The following is a 19,096-nucleotide window of genomic DNA, read 5'->3' on the forward strand; positions in this document are numbered from 1 at the left end:
TAGAGAAATTCGAGTAGCTCGAGTTTCTTGCTGGCATCATTTAAGATACTCATTTTTGTTTATGTCACCGAAGTGCACAAACTATTTTCGTTAACGTTTTGCTGTTCAGTTTTCAAGGTTCATGTGGCTGCTCTTTTGTAAGAGGCAACTTTCTAATAATACCAAATCGCTATTTCATTGTCAACACTTTTTTATAATTTCTTTTCAAGTGTTTCTTTCAGCTGAGTAGCTGTCTTGCAAATGCGACGCTTATTAATATACCACCGTTCCATTTATAATGCAAACATTTTTATAAACTTTTTTAAATCCCCACCTTTAAAGCCACTTTTAAACCTCTCTATAGAAGAATAGAGCAAGAATCCTTCTATCAGTGGGAGGATTCTTACTCAATTAATCAAAAGATCTTTTCAATTGTAATCTTTCTGTTTGCTGATAAATCTAATTGTGCTCCGCTTCCCATCACTTTAACGATCGGCCGTAATGGAAAATCACGGTGAAGATAAATGACTTCTGCTATTTCATCAGTTGTTAACTTCACCTTTGTACCGATCGATAGCTTATTGATAAGGTCATGGAGTACTTGAATGATCTTCACATCGAACTTTCCAAACTCCTCTTCCCTCATTAACTCGATTACTTTGAAAGAGTTCTCCTTCTGACGATACGGCCTTTCTGAAGCCATTGCGTGATAGACATCCGCCACTGAAATAATCTGAGAGATTTCTGTAATCTCCTGACCTTTTAAACCGCGGGGATAACCGCTGCCATCAAACCGCTCATGATGCTGTAATATTGCAACTTTCATTTCTTGGCGCACTAATGAAGAGTCTTGTACCATTTGATAGCTATGGATGACGTGTTTCTTCACTTGGTTCAGTTCCTCGCTGGTTAGAAAAGCTACTTTATCAACGATTTTCTGGTCGATTTTCGCCATTCCACTGTCCGCCAATACCCCGGCGATACCCACTTGCAACACTTGCCCCTTTGGATAACCCATCTGTTCACTGATTAGTGCAGATAATATGCCTACGCTGATTGAATGATGAGCTCGATAGTTTTGAATCGTTGAAAACTCATTCAGTCGTCTAACATAATCTTTATTCTCAAGGAATGACTGAATAATAGGCAGAACGATTGTCCGCACTGCTGCCACATCCATTTTTTTGCCCGATCTATAGCTGGCAAACTCTTTTTGATAGGCATCTACTGTATCGTCATATAAAGATTCCAATGATCTCGATTTAGGTGGTGAGCTCTGTTTTACCATTTTCTCTACTTCTGGTGTAAGTTTTACTTCTGTTATTTGATTAGCAGGTGGTTGTTCAGTTGGATTTTGTGCTTTTGATTCAATGAGTACTCTTGAAATACCGAATGCGCGGAGCACTTCAAAATGTTCTAATGTTAGCTTTGTATCTTTCACCATAATAGGATTCTTTGTATTTGCATACAAGTCTTCTTTCAGAAAGTTGCCGGGTCTTAATTCACTGACTTCTTTATAAATATCCACTATTTCACCCAATTTCCTCTGTACTCTATCTATTATCATATATTATTCTCAATTATATGGGTAGATGCATGAGTAAAAAATACTGCCACAAATAAAAAAAGTCATTGAAGAGGAACATTTGCCCCTTCAATGACCTACAATCAATCTATTTCTTCCGGATCTTCTAATTCTGTTTCGATTTCAGTTTCACTTTCTACAACTGTATCAACAGATTCCGTTTCTAACTCTTCTTCGAGATCTTCCTCGCTTTTTTCTACTTTTGCTACCGTCGCTACGCGTTCATCGTCTGCTAATCGAATCAAACGCACACCTTGCGTGGATCGTCCAAAGGTAGAAATATCACCAATTGACATACGAATTAAAATCCCATGGATCGTAATCAGCATCAGGTCTTCTTCACCGTTTACGGACTTCATCGCAACAATTTCTCCGTTACGTTCTGTCATATGCATTGTTTTCAGACCATATCCGCCACGTGACTGTGAACGGTACTCACTTTCAGGGGTACGTTTACCGTAACCTTTTTCAGTGACTACCAGAATGTCATCGTCTGTATCCACTATGTCCATTCCAACCACTTCATCATCCGTACGTAATCGAATACCGCGCACACCGGCTGCCGTTCTGCCTAGAGGGCGTATATCTTCTTCCGCAAAACGGATAAGCATACCTTGTTTTGTACAAATTGCGATATCAGAATTGCCATCTGTTGATTTAACAGAAATTAGTTCATCCTCATCACGCAGACCTAATGCAATCAGACCGTTCGCACGGATATTTGCATAGCCCATAATGGAAGTACGCTTGATGACACCGTGTTTTGTAGAAAAGAACAAATAATGATCTTCTCTGAACTCACTGATTGGAATCATTGCCGTTACTTTTTCGCCTTTTTCAAAATCAATTAGGTTAATAATCGGCAAGCCCTTCGCAGTACGGCTGTATTCAGGTACTTCATAGCCTTTTTTACGGAACACACGGCCTCTGGTAGTGAATAATAGAATCGTATCATGTGTAGATGTATTCAATAAATGTTCGACAAAGTCGTCTTCATTCGTCCCCATACCTTGAATACCGCGACCGCCACGCTTTTGACTGCGATATGTATTGGCAGGCAGACGCTTAATATACCCCTGGTGAGTTAACGTAACGATCGAGTTTTCAACTGGAATTAAATCTTCGTCTTCTAGCATTTCAGAACCACCCAGCATAATCTCTGTGCGGCGTTCATCTGCAAAGCGTTCTTTAATCTCCATCAATTCTTCACGAATAATTTCGATGACCTTTTGCTCGTCCGCTAAGATCGCACGCAGTTCCTCGATCAGCGTCACAAGTTCCTGGTATTCAGACTCGATCTTATCACGCTCTAAACCTGTCAGGCGCTGTAAACGCATGTCAAGGATAGCCTGGGACTGACGGTCAGACAACTCGAATGTTTCCATCAGATTAGCTTTCGCCTCAGCGGTAGTCTTCGATCCACGAATTAAGGCAATGATGCGATCGATATGATCGAGCGCAATACGCAGTCCTTCTAAGATGTGGGCACGATCTTCCGCTTTGTTCAATTCGAACTGTGTACGGCGTCGGATAACGACCTTCTGATGCTCTAAGTAATGAAATAGTATTTCTTTTAAGCCGAGCACTTTTGGTTGTTTATCAACGAGTGCAAGCATGTTGATACCAAAGCTTGTCTGCAAAGCAGTCTGCTTGTACAGATTATTCAGCAATACATTGGCATTCGCATCTCGTCGTACTTCAATGACGATCCGCATTCCCGTCCGGTCAGATTCATCCGCCAAGTGAGTAATGCCATCGATCTTTTTATCACGCACGAGCTCGGCAATCTTTTCGATGAGCTTCGCTTTATTCACCTGGAATGGAATTTCCGTAACAATAATCGTTTCCCGTCCGTTTGATGCCGTCTCAATTTCCGCTTTACCACGGATAATTAATGAACCACGGCCTGTCTCGTACGCTCTGCGGATACCGCTGCGTCCTAAGATCATGCCACCAGTAGGAAAGTCAGGTCCTGGAACAATTTCCATCAGTTCTTCAGTTGTGATGGCACTGTTTTCAGCTAATGCAAGAACCGCGTCAATCGTTTCACCAAGATGGTGAGGTGGAATGTTCGTCGCCATACCAACCGCAATTCCTGACGTACCGTTAACCAGCAAGTTAGGATAGCGGCCAGGAAGCACGACAGGCTCTTTTTCCTGCTCGTCATAGTTGGCTTGGAAATCAATAGTATTTTTATTAATATCACGCAGCAGTTCCATTGCGATTTTCGACATGCGGGACTCTGTATAACGCATCGCCGCCGCTCCGTCTCCATCGACCGATCCGAAGTTACCGTGACCGTCTACAAGCATATAGCGATAACTGAAATCCTGCGCCATCCGAACCATCGTGTCGTAAACAGCACTGTCACCGTGCGGGTGATACTTACCAATTACGTCCCCTACGATACGTGCTGACTTCTTATGCGGTTTGTCGGCTGTAATGCCCAAGTCGTGCATAGCGTATAAAATCCGTCTGTGTACAGGCTTCAGCCCGTCACGGACATCCGGAAGTGCACGGGAAACAATAACACTCATTGCATAGTTCAGAAATGAGGTTTTCATTTCTGTATTGATATTTATTTCTTGCACTCCGCTTCGTGGCAAATCTGCCATGTTGTCAAGCTCCTTTCACCACTTACATCTATAAGTTCAGCTGTTGCCAATTCATCGGCGGCTGATTAAGTATCGATATTCTGTACGAACACCGCGTTATCTTCAATGAACTTTCTGCGTGGCTCTACTTCATCACCCATCAGTTCGTCAAAAGTAGTATCTGCTTCCATTGCATCTTCCAGACGAACTTGCAGGAACGTACGCTTATCAGGATCCATCGTTGTTTCCCAAAGCTGCTCGGGATTCATTTCACCAAGACCTTTGTAGCGCGTAATGTCTGGCTTTGGTGACGCTGGCATACTCGCCATGATCTCCTGCAATGCTTCCTCATCGTAGCAATACTCTTCTCTTTTGCCCGAACGCACGCGGTATAACGGCGGCTGTGCAATATATACATAACCGGCTTCGATTAATGGACGCATGAAACGGAAAAAGAAGGTTAATAATAACGTACGGATGTGGGCGCCGTCGACGTCCGCATCTGTCATTATAACGAGCTTATGATAACGCGCTTTCTCCAAATTAAATTCAGAACCAATACCCGTACCCATTGCTGTAATAATCATGCGAATCTCCGCATTGCCGAGAATACGGTCCAAACGAGCTTTTTCCACGTTTAGAATTTTACCTCGTAACGGAAGGATTGCCTGGAAGTGGCGATCGCGGCCATTTTTAGCTGAACCACCGGCAGAATCACCCTCTACGATATACAGTTCACTGATAGACGGATCCCGTGAAGAACAGTCAGACAGTTTACCAGGCAGACTCGATACTTCAAGGGCAGACTTGCGGCGTGTCAGTTCACGGGCATTTTTAGCAGCCATGCGTGCTCTTGCCGCCATCGTACTTTTTTCGACTACTTGTTTGGCTACTGCCGGATTTTCAATTAGGAAACGCTGCAGTGCTTCAGAGAAAAGAGAGTTCGTAATTGTGCTGACTTCCGAGTTTCCAAGCTTCGTTTTTGTCTGTCCCTCAAATTGAGGATCAGGGTGCTTGATTGAAACGATTGCAGTCAGTCCCTCACGCACATCATCACCGGATAAATTGCCGTCCGCTTCTTTCAGCAAGCCATTTTTCCGTGCATAGTCATTAATGACACGTGTTAACGCTGTTTTGAAGCCGGATTCGTGTGTTCCGCCTTCGTATGTGTGAATGTTATTAGCAAATGAAAGCAGATTTTCCGCATAACCGCTGTTGTACTGCATCGCAATTTCTATAGCAATACCATCCCGTTCGCCTTCAATGTAAATCGGATCTTCAAAAATTGGTTCTTTATTTTCATTTAGATGTTGAACATATGATTTAATACCGCCTTCGTAATGAAACAGTTGAGTTTTCGGCTCTTCGTCGCGCTCATCTGTAATCGTAATACGCAGACCACGGTTTAGATACGCAAGTTCGCGCAAACGTGTTGCAAGCGTGCTGTATTCATAAACAGTCGTTTCAGTAAAGATCTCTGAATCGGCTTTAAAACGAATCGTTGTACCTGTTTCGGTCGATTCACCAATTACTTCAAGCTCTTTTGAAACTGGACCTCTTGAAAACTCAATAGCATATAATTTTTCATCGCGGCGAACAAATACTTCAGTTTTTTCCGACAGCGCGTTGACGACAGATGATCCAACACCGTGTAGGCCACCAGACACTTTATAACCTCCGCCACCAAACTTTCCGCCGGCGTGGAGAACCGTCATGATGACTTCAACAGCTGGTCTACCTGTAGATTCCTGAATGCCTACAGGAATTCCACGGCCGTTATCTTCTACTCTAATCCAGTTGTCCTTTTCAATTGTTACTTCTATGTGATCGCAATAGCCCGCGAGCGCCTCGTCGATACTATTGTCGACAATTTCCCATACGAGATGATGAAGTCCTTTTGCACTTGTCGTACCGATGTACATCCCGGGACGTTTACGGACAGCCTCAAGGCCTTCCAACACTTGTATCTGATTCGCATCATAAGCTGGCTGCATATCTTTCTCTTCTATTGCCAAAGTGTTCACCTTTCCTTTCCAACCATCTCAAACTACAAAAACTTATTCTTTATGCTGGACGGAACCATCTTGCACTTCAAAAATAGCCGCTTTTTTCAGTGTCTCATGATCTATTCCGGCTATGTTTGTCGTTGTAACAAACGTTTGCACTTGTCCCTGCATCGTACTCAGCAAATGAGACTGACGATAATCATCAAGTTCTGACAGCACATCATCCAGCAATAATATCGGAGTTTCCCCCACTTCCTGCTTGACCAATTCAATTTCAGCGAGTTTCAAAGACAATGCAGTCGTCCGCTGCTGGCCTTGAGATCCGAATGTTTGAATGTCATAGCCATTAACGAAAAACTGCAAATCATCACGATGCGGACCTACCAGTGTGAGTCCCCGTTCTAATTCGCGTCTGCGTACAGTTTTCAGCTGGTCGGCAAAAATCGTCTCCATTTCCTCGACAGTCTGTCCAGAATGAAGGTCTTTTAAAGTCCCATATGAAACTTCCAGTGTTTCCAGCCCGCGTGAAATTCCCTGATGGATGGGATTGGCCCATTTTTGCAGTAATTCCATGAAGTAGAAACGCTTGCGAATAATTTGTACCGCTACTTGAATATATTGTTCTGTATACACATCGAACATGACATCCTGGAGATCCAGTTTTCCCCGATGATCTTTCAACATGGCATTGCGCTGTTTCAGGATCTTTTGAAAATTGACCAGATCGTGCAGATAGACTCTGGAAATCTGTCCAATTTCCATATCTAAAAATCGCCTGCGCAGTTGGGGACTGCCCTTTACGATATTTAAATCTTCAGGCGCGAACATCACTACGTTCATCTGTCCCACATACATACTCAGCCGGTTTTGTTCTAAGTGATTGACTCTTGCTTTCTTGCCTTTTTTGGAAATAATCAATTCTAATGGCAAACGTCCAAATTTCCGTTCAACATCACCTTCTATTTTACCACACTCTTGTTCCCAGCGTATGAGTTCACGATCATTTGCAGTGCGATGAGATTTTGCCATAGCCAATACATAGATTGCCTCCATGACATTGGTCTTTCCTTGGGCATTTTCACCAATTAATACGTTCATAGTTGGAGAGAATTCCAATTCAAGCGAGGCATAGTTTCGATAATTCGTTAAAGCAAGTCGATCAATATGCATCCGTCTGTCCAGATTCATCCGCTGACAGTTTAAATTTTCCTGCGCCCGGAATATTCACGACATCTTCATCATATAATTTCTTACCGCGGCGCTGTTCCGGCTCGCCGTTTACATAGACAACGTTCTCTGACAAAAACCATTTGGCCATACCGCCTGAACTGATCACGTTTGTCATTTTCAATAATTGACCAAGTGTAATATACGGCGTATTGAAATGTACCTTTTCCATGTTTGCTCAATCCCTCATCAATAATAGTCTGTCCCTCTAGTTTACCTAACTTTTCACAATAAGTAAAAAGGATAGCCAACATATTGACTATCCGTTCTTAGCTTATTCTCTTATCTGTGAAATTAAAACGTCCGAACCGGCAAAATTAATTGCAGAATCGCTTCACTGTCAATGGATTTTAAGATGAATGGTCGCATGCTGCCTGTGAAATGAATCATCAGGTCCTGACCGTCGATCGCCTTCAAAGCATCCATCATATATTTCGCACTGAATGAAATTTTCAAAGGTTCACCTTCGATATTCACAGCTTCCACTAATTCCTCTACATTTCCGACGTCCGGAGAGTTCGAAGATATTTGAATAGTATTACTGCCGTCTGTGGAAAAGTGGACAATATTATTGCGGTCTTCACGAGCGAGCAATGAAGCACGATCAATTGACTGCAATAAATTTCGTCCATTAACCGTAATCGAAGTCTTATATTCATTCGGAATCAAGCGGGATGTGTCCGGATAATTGCCTTCGAGCAGTCTTGAATAAAATAAAACATTATGCAATTTAAACAGCACTTGCTGATTTGCAATGAAAATTTCAACTGCAGTCGAGTGATCTGGAAGGATCTTACTTAATTCCTGCAGACTTTTACCCGGAATGACTGCATTGAACGGTGTGCTTGCTTGTACTTCAGGTTTAATAATACGTCTTGCTAAACGGTGGCTGTCTGTTGCGATGCAATACAGCTCATCCTCTTTTACTGTCCATTGAACACCAGTCAATACTGGACGTGTTTCTTGCTGTGATACGGCAAATACGGTTTCACGAATAATTGATTTCATCAGATCTGCAGGCAGTTCAAAACGCTCTGCATCTTTAATATCCGGAAGAATAGGATATTCATCAGCACTTTGGGCAATAATATGGAATTCAGACTGTCCTGAACGGATATGAGTTTTCATTCCGTCACGAAGTTCAATCATCACTTCATTTGTCGGCAGCTTACGAATAATCTCGTTAAAGACTTTCGCTTGCAGCACTAATGTACCTGGCTGAATCATTTGGATGATCTGATTGCCGTCTTCTTCAAGTGGAATGAATGTGGAAATTGTAATATCCGAGTCACTTCCGGTCATCGTCAATCCTTTTTCTGTTGCCTCTAATTTTATTCCCGTCAGAATAGGTGTCGTCACTTTTGAACTGATTGCTTTTATGACGTCGCTTAATCCATCCAGCAATCTATCACGCATAATTTCAAACTGCATCTCGATACCTCGCTTATATAATAGTTATTAAAGTACTTAAAGATAGTAGTAATAGTAGTAGGGCCTGTGGATATGTGGAAAACACCAATTAATTCATGCGCAGTAAAGTTTCCCACATGTGCATAAACAGTGGATGACCTTGCACACCTTGTCCACATTTATCCACAGCTTCTTACGCGCGCCCTAAAGTCTTTTTGATATCCTGAATATCCTGCTGTAAAGATTTATCGGATTCGAGCATCTTCGAAATCTTTTCATGAGCATGAATTACAGTCGAGTGATCTCGCCCCCCAAATTCCGAACCGATTTTCGGCAAAGAAGAATCAGTCAGTTCTCTTGATAAGAACATCGCAACCTGACGCGGATATGCAATAGCCCGTGTCCTTTTTTTGGCAACAAAATCCTCGAGACGTATATTGTAATGCTCGCCTACAGACTTTTGAATATCCAATATGGAAATAATCCGAGGGCGTGAGTTAGGGATAATATCTTTCAGTGCCTCTGCCGCCAAATCGGTTGTAATATCTGCGTTCACTAAAGAAGAGTACGCAACCACACGGATCAGCGCGCCTTCAAGCTCCCGTATATTCGAATCAATTTGATTAGCAATATACAGCATCACATCATTCGAGATATCAACCAGTCCGTCAGCTTTCGCTTTTTTACGCAGAATGGCAATTCGTGTCTCCAGATCGGGTGGTGCAATATCTGTGATCAAACCCCATTCAAAACGTGAGCGCAACCGGTCTTCCAGTGTGGGAATCTCTTTTGGCGGACGGTCACTTGAGATAATGATCTGCTTGGATTCTTCATGCAGCGTATTAAATGTATGGAAGAATTCCTCCTGCGTCTGTTCTTTTCCCGCCAGGAATTGAATATCATCAATCAACAGCACGTCGACATTGCGGTACTGGTCTCTGAAGTCTCCGGCCTTATTGTCACGAATTGAATTGATGAATTCATTAGTGAATTTTTCAGACGACAAATAAGATACTTTAAGTGCAGGATTCTGTTCCAGTACGTAATGACCGATTGCATGCATTAAGTGTGTTTTCCCAAGACCTACGCCTCCATAGATGAACAGCGGGTTGTAAGCTTTTGCGGGAGCTTCAGCAACAGCAAGAGAAGCTGCATGGGCAAAACGGTTTCCGGATCCGATAACGAACGTATCAAACGTGTATTTCGGATTCAGCATGCCCGCGGAATTGGGCATAGGCACTTTCTCAGTAACTTTTGGCGGTGCTTTGGGAATTTGAATATCGTTTTCTGCCATGTCCTGCGGCACGATAAACTCAATAATACGGTCTTCTCCAGTTAGTTCAGATAAAATCCCCGTGATCAGATGAACGTAATGAGTTTCGAGCCAGTCTTTTGCGAATGAATTTGGAACCGAAATCGTAGCGTTTTCTGCTTCGTATGTCAGTAGCTTCGTTGACTTCAGCCACGTCTCAAAACTGGGCTTCGAAACACGCGCTTCGATATTCTTCAATACTTGGTCCCATAAATTCGATAAATTTTCCAATCGTGTGCCTCCTTTTCAATGAGATAATAAAAGCTTGGAATGTGCTTATGCACAGTATCCAAACTTGTGGATAAAAATTATCGAAACCTGTTGAAAAAACTATCCACACTGTATTCACAACTGTGGATAAGAATCTGTAAATTATTTATACACACAATAAAAGCTTTTTAATTGTAACAGGGAACCTGAATAATGACAAGGAGCCGAACGATTTATTCACAATCCCGGCAACTGTGCATAAAGTGGTTATCCACAAGCCTTGATATGTGAGAAACTTGTCGACAAATGCCAGATTAAAAAATCCACAATTTTTATATACGCACAATTTGTCCAGAAGTGAAGTGCTGCCAACTGTGGATAACTTATATGGTGATTCACAAAAACTTTAACTGCGATCCAAAGTGTATGCTTATAAAAGCATTGACATTCTTTTACTGGGTCGCTATACTATTCAAGACTGTCACAATAGTAAATAGAGACAATCAAGCAGGAGGTGTCTTACGAAATGAAGCGTACATTCCAACCAAATAAACGTAAACGCAGTAAAGTCCACGGATTCCGTCAAAGAATGAGTTCAAAAAACGGCCGTAGAATTTTAGCAGCTCGTCGTCGTAAAGGAAGAAAAGTTCTTTCAGCATAAGGCCACTGACTTATCAGTGGTTTTTTTTTTGCTATTAGGACGTTTTTTACGAAGATCAGATATGAAGTTGAAGAAAATTAAAGCAGGTGGAAACGTGAAGAAGAGCCAGCGGATAAAAAAAAATAAAGAATTTCAGACGGTTTTTAAGAAGGGAAAATCTTTCGCCAACCGCCAATTTATTGTGTATACCTATAAGAAAGAGGACCAGGAAGAGTTTCGCATCGGACTGTCCGTCAGCAAAAAAGTAGGAAATGCAGTCACTAGAAACCGAGTGAAACGCTATATACGGCAAGCATTTTTAGAAATGAAAGACGAGGTCAGACAGGATCTTGATTATGTTATTATCGCAAGAAATCAAGCTGCCACGCTGGATTTCCATACGGCCAAGAAAAATCTGCAGCATGTCCTGCGAATTGCGAAAGCATTTAAGAAGTAGAACGTTTAGAGTCATCATGATAAACTGAGAAAAAAGTTGAGAAATCAGCTAGCGACTGTTTGGGGGAAAAAATGTGAAAAAGAAATTAGTCTTTCTTTCGCTGCTCGTCGTAGTTGCTGTCTTTATGGCAGGGTGTTCAGAGTTTAAGCAGCCAATTACAGCAGAGAGTACGGGAATTTGGAATGAATACATCGTTTGGCCGCTCGTTTCATTAATTACGACATTTAAAGGATGGCTTGGAACGTATGGATTGGCAATTATCGTCGTTACGGCAATAATTCGTACCGCATTGCTTCCATTAATCATTCAACAGACGAAAAGTTCAAAACGCATGCAGGAAATTCAGCCGCGTCTGAAAGCGCTAAAAGAAAAGTATAAGTCAAAAGATGCTGTGACTCAGAAGAAATACCAGGAAGAAATGCAGCAGATCATGATTAATGAAAAAATTAATCCAGTTGCAGGGTGTTTGCCGGTTCTTATACAGATGCCAATCTTTATCGGTTTCTATCACGCAATCAGCCGAATGAATGCGACACCGACGATTGAATTAGGAAGCTTCTTAGGTTTTGCACTCGGTACGCCGAGTATCTTGTTCGCAATCATTGCCGGATTATTCCAGCTGATGGTACTACGCACAGGACCTGCTATGGATAATCCGCAAATGAAAATGATGATGTACATTATGCCGTTTATGATCATGGGTATCGGATCATTCATGCCGGCAGCACTTGCTTTATACTGGATCATCGGAAATATCATTTCACTAATCCAAAATATTTTTATCTACAAACCATTTGATAAACCAAAAGAGGTTGACGTAGTAAAAACAGGAGGGAAAAAGAAATGAAGCAACTTACACAAAGGGCTGCAACCGTTGAGCTAGCGATTAAATCGGCTTTACAGGACCTGGGTGTAACAAAAGATGAGGTCGAAGTAAAAGTATTGGAAAACGGCAAAAAAGGTTTTCTGGGCTTCGGTGCAAGAGACGCAGAAGTTCTGGTAACGGTTAAAGAGTCTGAACCACAAACTGCAGAACAGACCGCTGTTCCTGTGAAAGAGGTAACGCCTGAACAGGTAACTTTGGTAGAGGAAGTTGAAGTACCGCCGCTCGTAACAGAGCCGGCACCGGAGGCAGTTCAGGATCCCGAACCCGTAACTACTGAAATTGTGGAAGAGTCTCCTGAAAGCATGGACGAAGATCTTGCACTGGCCAAGAAAAATAATGAACAAGAAGCCATTGAAGAAACAAAGCGTTATATTGTAGATATGGCGAAAGAAATGGGGATCACGGATTTAGTGATTACCTGTGAAACAAAAGGGAAGTACATGAATTTCCACCTGGAAAGTGAAAAAGCCGCATTCTTAATTGGAAAAAGAGGCCAGACACTTAACGCTATTCAACAATTGGCCCAGCTGGTCACAAACAAAGTCACGAATCAGTTCAAAATTGTACGCGTCGACGTAGGCGATTACCGTGAACGCCGCGAACAATCACTAGAACAGCTCGCAGACCGCATGGCAGACCGTGCAATTCGTACAAGACAACATGTAGCACTCGAACCAATGCCGTCCTACGAAAGAAAAGTCATCCACAATGCCTTATCACGCAGGCTCGACGTGGAAACATACTCAGACGGAAAAGACCCGTACCGCCACATCGTTATCGTAGGAATTGAATAAATTAACGCCCGCAGAGAACGAATCTGCGGGCTTTTTTTTACTGGTTTTTATTATTGTTATAATAGCAATTTGTTGAAATAAGCTGTATTTTATTTGCAGTTTAGAAACCGCTTCAACGCTGGGGAATTGCCTTACGCCAAGAGTCAACTGGCAAAGCGAACCCTGCCGTTGCTAAGCGGGTGTAGTTATTTAGGAAAGGTAGTGTTTTTAAACAAGTATGTTACTTATATATCTCGTGGAATAGTCTACTTATTAATTTAAACTCTATATTTCTGGCATATCATTTTATTAAATAACACTTTTTGATAACTATCCTAAATAAAGAGTCTAATACTGCATATTAGTGGACCGTAGTGTAAGACGGCGACTCCCGGAGGATTAGCGTGACAGGTGAGACCCTGGACTTAGCGCAAAGAGGGAAGTGGCTCATTGCACGCCCTTGGGAAAGCGTCCGTCTGAAACGAAGGGAAACGGTACTCCTCGCCAGATTAACTACCTGCCCGTAAGACCCTTTTAACTCACCAAAATTCATCCAAAAAAGACGTCATATAGCAACAAGTCAAATTATCCACAATTTTTCATTTCGCATGCTAGGAGATTTCGACGATTTATGATAATATAAGATGTTAGAAAGCTGTGTCCGCGTCAAAGATATTCACATGTGGATAACGAAGCCAGGAAGGTGAAAAACTTGCATTTTGATACAATAGCCGCCATTTCAACTCCAATGGGAGAGGGAGCCATCGCAATCGTTCGGATTAGCGGGGAAGACGCATGGAAAATAGCAGACCGCATATTCCGATCGCCTGCAGCCAAGCCATTGTGCGATCAGCCTACTCATACCATTCATTACGGACATTTGCACGATCCCGCCACAGAAGAAACAGTGGAAGAAGTCATGGTCTCCATAATGAAAGGACCCAAGACATTCACAAGGGAAGACATCGTGGAAATCAATTGTCACGGAGGAATTACTTCCGTCAATCGGGTGTTAACACTTGTTTTGACAGAAGGAGCGAGATTGGCGGAACCCGGCGAGTTTACCAAACGGGCATTTCTGAATGGTCGGATCGATTTATCACAAGCTGAAGCAGTCATGGATCTAATCAGAGCTAAAACGGATAAAGCGATGAACGTTGCACTCAATCAAATGGAAGGAAAACTGTCCCATTTAATTGGCCAGCTGCGCCAGGCACTTTTGGAAACATTGGCACAGGTAGAAGTGAACATTGATTATCCGGAATACGATGATGTAGAAGAAGTGACAATTCCCCTGATGATTGAAAAAGGGGAATGGGTACGGGATGAAATCGATCAGTTATTACGGACTTCTTCACAAGGAAAAATCTTACGTGAGGGACTGTCTACTGTTATTGTCGGTCGTCCGAATGTCGGAAAATCTTCATTGCTCAATAGCTTAGTTCAAGAAAATAAAGCAATTGTGACTGACATTGCAGGCACTACCCGTGATATTATAGAAGAGTATGTCAATGTACGCGGAGTTCCGTTGCGTCTTGTCGACACAGCAGGGATCCGGGAAACCGAAGATATCGTCGAGCGAATTGGCGTAGAACGTTCCAGACAAGTGCTCAAAGAAGCTGATTTGATTCTATTGATGGTCAGCAGTTCAGAACCGCTGACTGAAGAAGACGAGCGGTTATTTGAAGCAGTGGAAGGGATGGACGTACTGGTCATCGTCAATAAGACCGACTTGCCGGCAAAAATTGATTTGCAGCGAGTGAAGGAATTGGCGGGAGAAGAACGCGTCATCACTACCTCTATCTTGCAGGAGCAGGGCATCACGGAATTGGAAGAAGCGATTGCTTCACTGTTTTTTGAAGGAGCAATTGAATCGAATGATCCGACGTATGTCTCGAATGCACGTCATATTGCATTGTTGAAACAAGCACGCGATACGATAGATGATGCCGTCCAGGCGGCCCAGACAGGTGTTCCAATTGACATGATTCAAATAGATGTAACACGTACTTGGGAAATTCTCGGTGAAATCATCGGGGATACCGTGCAAGATAGTTTGATTAAAGAGTTGTTTTCAAAATTCTGCCTCGGAAAATAACCATTTTATATATAGGAAGGATGAACGAACATGCCACAATTTGAAGCAGGCACGTTCGATTGTATCGTCATTGGTGCTGGACATGCAGGCGCAGAAGCCGCTTATGCTGCAGCTAAAATGGGCGCATCGACTTTAGTGTTAACAATGAATTTAGATATGATCGCTTTCATGCCGTGTAACCCGTCTCTTGGAGGTCCTGCAAAAGGAATCGTTGTGCGTGAAATTGATGCACTCGGGGGCGCTATGGCGAAAGTAATAGATAAAACGCATATTCAAATGCGTCTGTTGAATACAGGTAAAGGTCCGGCTGTCCGTGCATTGCGCGCACAGGCTGACAAAGTGCTGTATCAGCAGGAAATGAAGAGAGTATTGGAGGAACAGCCGAATCTAACACTGCGTCAGGCAGTTGTCGAGCGGTTGATCGTAGAGGACGATGAAGTAAAAGGTGTCGTCACACAAATCGGTGCTATCTTCCGTGCAAAAACAGTCATCATCACAACAGGAACATTCTTACGCGGAGAAGTCATCATCGGTGACTTGAAATACTCCAGCGGTCCTAATAACCAAATGCCGTCCATTAAACTTGCAGATCATCTGCAGGAATTAGGTTTAAAAACAGTGCGGTTCAAAACGGGTACACCACCGCGGATCAACGCCAACACGATAGATTACAGCAAAACTGAAATTCAGCCTGGTGATGACGTGCCGCGTTCATTCAGCTATGAAACGACTGAATTCATTATGAATCAGCTGCCGTGCTGGCTGACATACACAACACCTGAAACACACGAAATTATCAATGAAAACCTTCATTTGTCGCCGATGTATTCAGGTATGATCAAAGGGAAGGGACCTAGTTATTGTCCTTCCATTGAAGATAAGATTGTTCGCTTTGCAGACAAGTCACGTCATCAGATTTTCTTGGAGCCTGAAGGGCGTAATACGCGTGAAGTGTATGTGCAGGGTCTGTCCACAAGTCTACCTGAGCATGTACAGCATCGTTTGATTGCCAGCGTGCCTGGTCTTGAAAAGGCTGAAATGATGCGTGCGGGGTATGCAATTGAGTATGATTCCGTTATCGCGACACAGTTATGGCCGACACTTGAAACGAAGAAAATTAAAAATCTTTATACAGCAGGCCAAATCAACGGTACATCCGGTTATGAAGAGGCTGCAGCACAGGGACTGATGGCGGGAATCAATGCGGCATGCAATGTTCTTGAAAAAGAAGAAGTTGTACTGGCGCGAAGTGATGCCTATATCGGTGTGTTGATCGATGACCTAGTCACGAAAGGTACAAGTGAGCCATATCGTTTGCTGACTTCTAGAGCGGAATATCGTTTATTGCTGCGTCATGATAATGCAGATATGCGTTTGACGGAAATTGGCTATCAGAATGGAATGATCACCGAAGAACGTCACGAGAAATTCGTGGCGAAGAAAGCGCAGATCGAAGCGGAAATTGAAAATTTACGTAAAATCTCAGTTAAGCCGACAGAAGAAATTCAAGACATCATCGCTGAAGCGGGGGGCACGGCACTTCGTGAACCAATGAAAGCCGCTGATTTATTGAAACGCCCTGAAATGAAATACAGTGAATTGCGCAAAGTCGTACCTCCTCTTGAAGAGATTAATGGGGAAGTGGCAGAGCAAGTAGAAATTTTCATTAAGTATGAAGGATATATCGAAAAATCCATGCAGCAAGTAGAACGTATGAAGAAGATGGAGAATAAGCGGATTCCTGAGAACATCGATTACGATGCAATTTTAGGAATAGCGAAAGAAGCGAAAGCGAATCTGAAAGCTGTACAGCCATTGTCGATTGCACAGGCTTCCCGTATTTCAGGCGTTAATCCTGCTGACATCTCGATTTTGCTGGTCTACATTGAGCAGGGAAAAATCGCGAAAGTATCCGGTTGAGTATATGACTGGCGCTTACGGGCGTCAGTCTTTTTGAAAAGGAATGAGAACATGACGGAAGAAGAGTTTTACGAAGCGTTGCAGCAGAAGGGTATTGAGTTGTCAGATACACAAAAGCAGCAATTCAAGCGCTATTTTGAAGTGCTCGTAGAGTGGAATGAAAAGATGAATCTGACGGCAATTACTGACGCACCTTCTGTTTATCTAAAGCATTTCTATGATTCAATCACTAGTTCGTTCTATATGGATTTAACATCCGTTACATCCATTTGTGATGTCGGAGCGGGAGCAGGGTTTCCAAGTATTCCTTTGAAAATTTGCTTTCCACATTTAGAAGTGACGATCGTCGATTCATTGAATAAAAGAATTACCTTCTTGAATCACTTAGCAAGTGAATTGAAGTTGGAAAAGGTTTCTTTTGTCCATGCAAGAGCAGAAGAGTTCGGACGCAATCCCAAGTACCGTGAACAATTTGATTTAGTCACAGCACGTGCGGTTGCGCGTTTATCCGTGCTTTCTGAGTTATGCTTGCCATTAGTGAAGCAAGGTGGCTTGTTTGTTGCAATGAAAGGCGCAGCTGCTACAGAAGAATTGCAGGATGGTGCCAGAGCAGTAAAATTACTCGGCGCAGTACTGCAGGAAGAACACGAATTTTTATTGCCAGTCGAAAATAGTGAACGACATATTTTCATATTCGAAAAAAAGAAACAAACTCCAAAAAAGTATCCGCGTAAAGCAGGAGTGCCTAATAAGACACCTATTACAGAATAAATTTGTAAAAGTGTTTCACGTGGAACAAAAAAAGAGATAGAATGGTAAGAGGGACTAGTTTCGAAAAGGTGGTGCAGGGGTTGAAAAATACTTTTTCGCGCTTTTTTGGTGGGGGAGAGAAGATGGGTGCTATAGAAGAAGAGGCTCATCAACTTGAAAAGGTAGAACAGATTGCAATTGACTTGATCAAACCGAACCAATTTCAGCCGCGAACGATTTTTAGTGAGGAAAAGATTGAAGAACTCGCTAGAACCATTCATACGCATGGTGTGATTCAGCCAATTGTAATTCGTCAAATGGATGAAGAACAGTACGAAATTATTGCAGGGGAAAGAAGATACCGTGCAATGCGCAAGCTGGGCTGGTCAGAAGTACCGGCAATCGTTCGAAATCTAAGCGATAAGGAAACAGCTTCCATTGCTTTGATTGAAAACTTGCAGCGTGAAGAACTGACTGCGATTGAGGAAGCTTATGCTTACGAGAATCTGCTGAAGCTTCACGAACTAACGCAAGAGGCATTGGCGCAGCGATTAGGAAAAGGTCAGTCTACCATCGCTAATAAGATGCGTTTATTAAAGCTGCCTGAAGAAGTGCAAGATGCTATTTTGAATCAGCAGATTTCCGAACGGCATGCGCGTGCTTTGCTGCCGTTGAAAGAAGCAGCTCTTCAGTTAGAAGTAATGGAAGAAGCGAAAACGAATCATTATAATGTTAAACAGCTTGAGGAACGAATTCAAGAAATTCTGCATCCCAGTGAAAAAGCGCAGCCTGCCAAGAGAAAAGCACCCCGTCGAAAAGCAGTCAGCAAAGATGTGCGAATTGCGGTGAATACACTGAGACAATCCCTCTCGCTTATGAGCAAGAGTGGGATTGACGTAGAATCCGAAGAAGTGGACTCGGAAGAATTCTATACAATTACAGTTAAAATACCTAAAAAGTGACGACCCAAAACTCTTGCTGCCCAGTTGTAGCAAGAGTTTTGTTATATATCAATAGAGTTCATCTGTTGAAGATGATAAAATGAGTAAGAGAGAGAAAGATATAGTCTATATAAGTTGAATTATACTTTTCACATGAAAGGTATGCTTTGTCCAACCTACTCAGTTGATTGGAGTGCAAGGCGGCGACTCCCTCTTGGAAATACGATAGTGACAAGGTTTATCGCGTTCTGAGTAAGACCAAAAAATATTTTTTCGGATGTATCTGTAGTATGTGTTCCCTAAATATA

At 42.6% G+C, this 19,096-nt stretch carries 15 protein-coding genes; 8 read left to right on the plus strand and 7 right to left on the minus strand.

The features are described 5' to 3' along the window. Positions 1 to 394 precede the first annotated feature (394 nt). From Q1J64_RS07250 to dnaA, 7 genes are all read right to left on the minus strand, one after another. Entirely contained in the window at positions 395 to 1,546 is a 1,152-nt protein-coding gene (locus tag Q1J64_RS07250) for an HD-GYP domain-containing protein (RefSeq protein WP_301108409.1), read from the minus strand. 101 nt (positions 1,547 to 1,647) lie between these two features. Next, positions 1,648 to 4,179, minus strand: coding sequence for a DNA gyrase subunit A (gene gyrA / locus Q1J64_RS07255; protein WP_301108410.1), 2,532 nt, complete (start codon positions 4,177 to 4,179; stop codon positions 1,648 to 1,650). Between the two features lie 65 nt (positions 4,180 to 4,244). After that, positions 4,245 to 6,152, minus strand: coding sequence for a DNA topoisomerase (ATP-hydrolyzing) subunit B (gene gyrB / locus Q1J64_RS07260; RefSeq protein WP_301108420.1), 1,908 nt, complete (start codon positions 6,150 to 6,152; stop codon positions 4,245 to 4,247). A gap of 63 nt (positions 6,153 to 6,215) precedes the next feature. Further along, positions 6,216 to 7,334, minus strand: a complete 1,119-nt coding sequence (gene recF, locus Q1J64_RS07265) for a DNA replication/repair protein RecF (RefSeq protein WP_301108411.1) — start codon at positions 7,332 to 7,334, stop codon at positions 6,216 to 6,218. Then, positions 7,324 to 7,563 carry a S4 domain-containing protein YaaA gene (yaaA, locus tag Q1J64_RS07270; RefSeq protein WP_301108412.1) on the minus strand — a complete coding sequence of 80 codons (240 nt, stop codon included), beginning with the start codon at positions 7,561 to 7,563 and terminating at the stop codon, positions 7,324 to 7,326. The genes recF and yaaA overlap by 11 nt, the downstream gene beginning before the upstream one ends. Before the next feature lie 122 nt (positions 7,564 to 7,685). Further along, positions 7,686 to 8,822 (minus strand): DNA polymerase III subunit beta, encoded by a 1,137-nt coding sequence (dnaN, locus tag Q1J64_RS07275; RefSeq protein WP_301108413.1) that lies wholly within the window; start codon positions 8,820 to 8,822, stop codon positions 7,686 to 7,688. 172 nt (positions 8,823 to 8,994) lie between these two features. Further along, positions 8,995 to 10,344: a chromosomal replication initiator protein DnaA gene (gene dnaA / locus Q1J64_RS07280; protein WP_301108414.1), complete on the minus strand. Its 1,350-nt coding sequence runs from the start codon at positions 10,342 to 10,344 to the stop codon at positions 8,995 to 8,997. A gap of 505 nt (positions 10,345 to 10,849) precedes the next feature. Between dnaA and rpmH the strand changes: the two genes are divergently transcribed. The 8 genes from rpmH to noc all read left to right on the plus strand — a co-directional run bounded on the left by rpmH (position 10,850) and on the right by noc (position 18,809). Further along, positions 10,850 to 10,984 (plus strand): 50S ribosomal protein L34, encoded by a 135-nt coding sequence (gene rpmH, locus Q1J64_RS07285; RefSeq protein ID WP_114925257.1) that lies wholly within the window; start codon positions 10,850 to 10,852, stop codon positions 10,982 to 10,984. A gap of 94 nt (positions 10,985 to 11,078) precedes the next feature. Beyond that, entirely contained in the window at positions 11,079 to 11,420 is a 342-nt protein-coding gene (gene rnpA, locus Q1J64_RS07290; RefSeq protein ID WP_301108421.1) for a ribonuclease P protein component, read from the plus strand. Positions 11,421 to 11,493: 73 nt separating this feature from the next. Further along, positions 11,494 to 12,267 (plus strand): membrane protein insertase YidC, encoded by a 774-nt coding sequence (gene yidC / locus Q1J64_RS07295; RefSeq protein ID WP_301108415.1) that lies wholly within the window; start codon positions 11,494 to 11,496, stop codon positions 12,265 to 12,267. After that, positions 12,264 to 13,100 (plus strand): RNA-binding cell elongation regulator Jag/EloR, encoded by an 837-nt coding sequence (jag, locus tag Q1J64_RS07300; RefSeq protein ID WP_301108416.1) that lies wholly within the window; start codon positions 12,264 to 12,266, stop codon positions 13,098 to 13,100. Before yidC ends, jag begins: the two co-directional genes overlap by 4 nt. Positions 13,101 to 13,791: 691 nt before the next feature. After that, entirely contained in the window at positions 13,792 to 15,177 is a 1,386-nt protein-coding gene (mnmE, locus tag Q1J64_RS07305; RefSeq protein ID WP_301108417.1) for a tRNA uridine-5-carboxymethylaminomethyl(34) synthesis GTPase MnmE, read from the plus strand. A gap of 30 nt (positions 15,178 to 15,207) precedes the next feature. Beyond that, positions 15,208 to 17,097 carry a tRNA uridine-5-carboxymethylaminomethyl(34) synthesis enzyme MnmG gene (gene mnmG, locus Q1J64_RS07310; protein WP_301108418.1) on the plus strand — a complete coding sequence of 630 codons (1,890 nt, stop codon included), beginning with the start codon at positions 15,208 to 15,210 and terminating at the stop codon, positions 17,095 to 17,097. A 51-nt stretch (positions 17,098 to 17,148) separates the two neighbouring features. Then, positions 17,149 to 17,868, plus strand: coding sequence for a 16S rRNA (guanine(527)-N(7))-methyltransferase RsmG (gene rsmG / locus Q1J64_RS07315; protein WP_301108422.1), 720 nt, complete (start codon positions 17,149 to 17,151; stop codon positions 17,866 to 17,868). A gap of 80 nt (positions 17,869 to 17,948) precedes the next feature. Further along, entirely contained in the window at positions 17,949 to 18,809 is an 861-nt protein-coding gene (gene noc / locus Q1J64_RS07320) for a nucleoid occlusion protein (protein WP_301108419.1), read from the plus strand. Positions 18,810 to 19,096: the final 287 nt, after the last annotated feature.

It is taken from the genome of Sporosarcina sp. (assembly GCF_029257255.1).
Taxonomy (GTDB): Bacteria; Bacillota; Bacilli; order Bacillales_A; family Planococcaceae; genus Sporosarcina.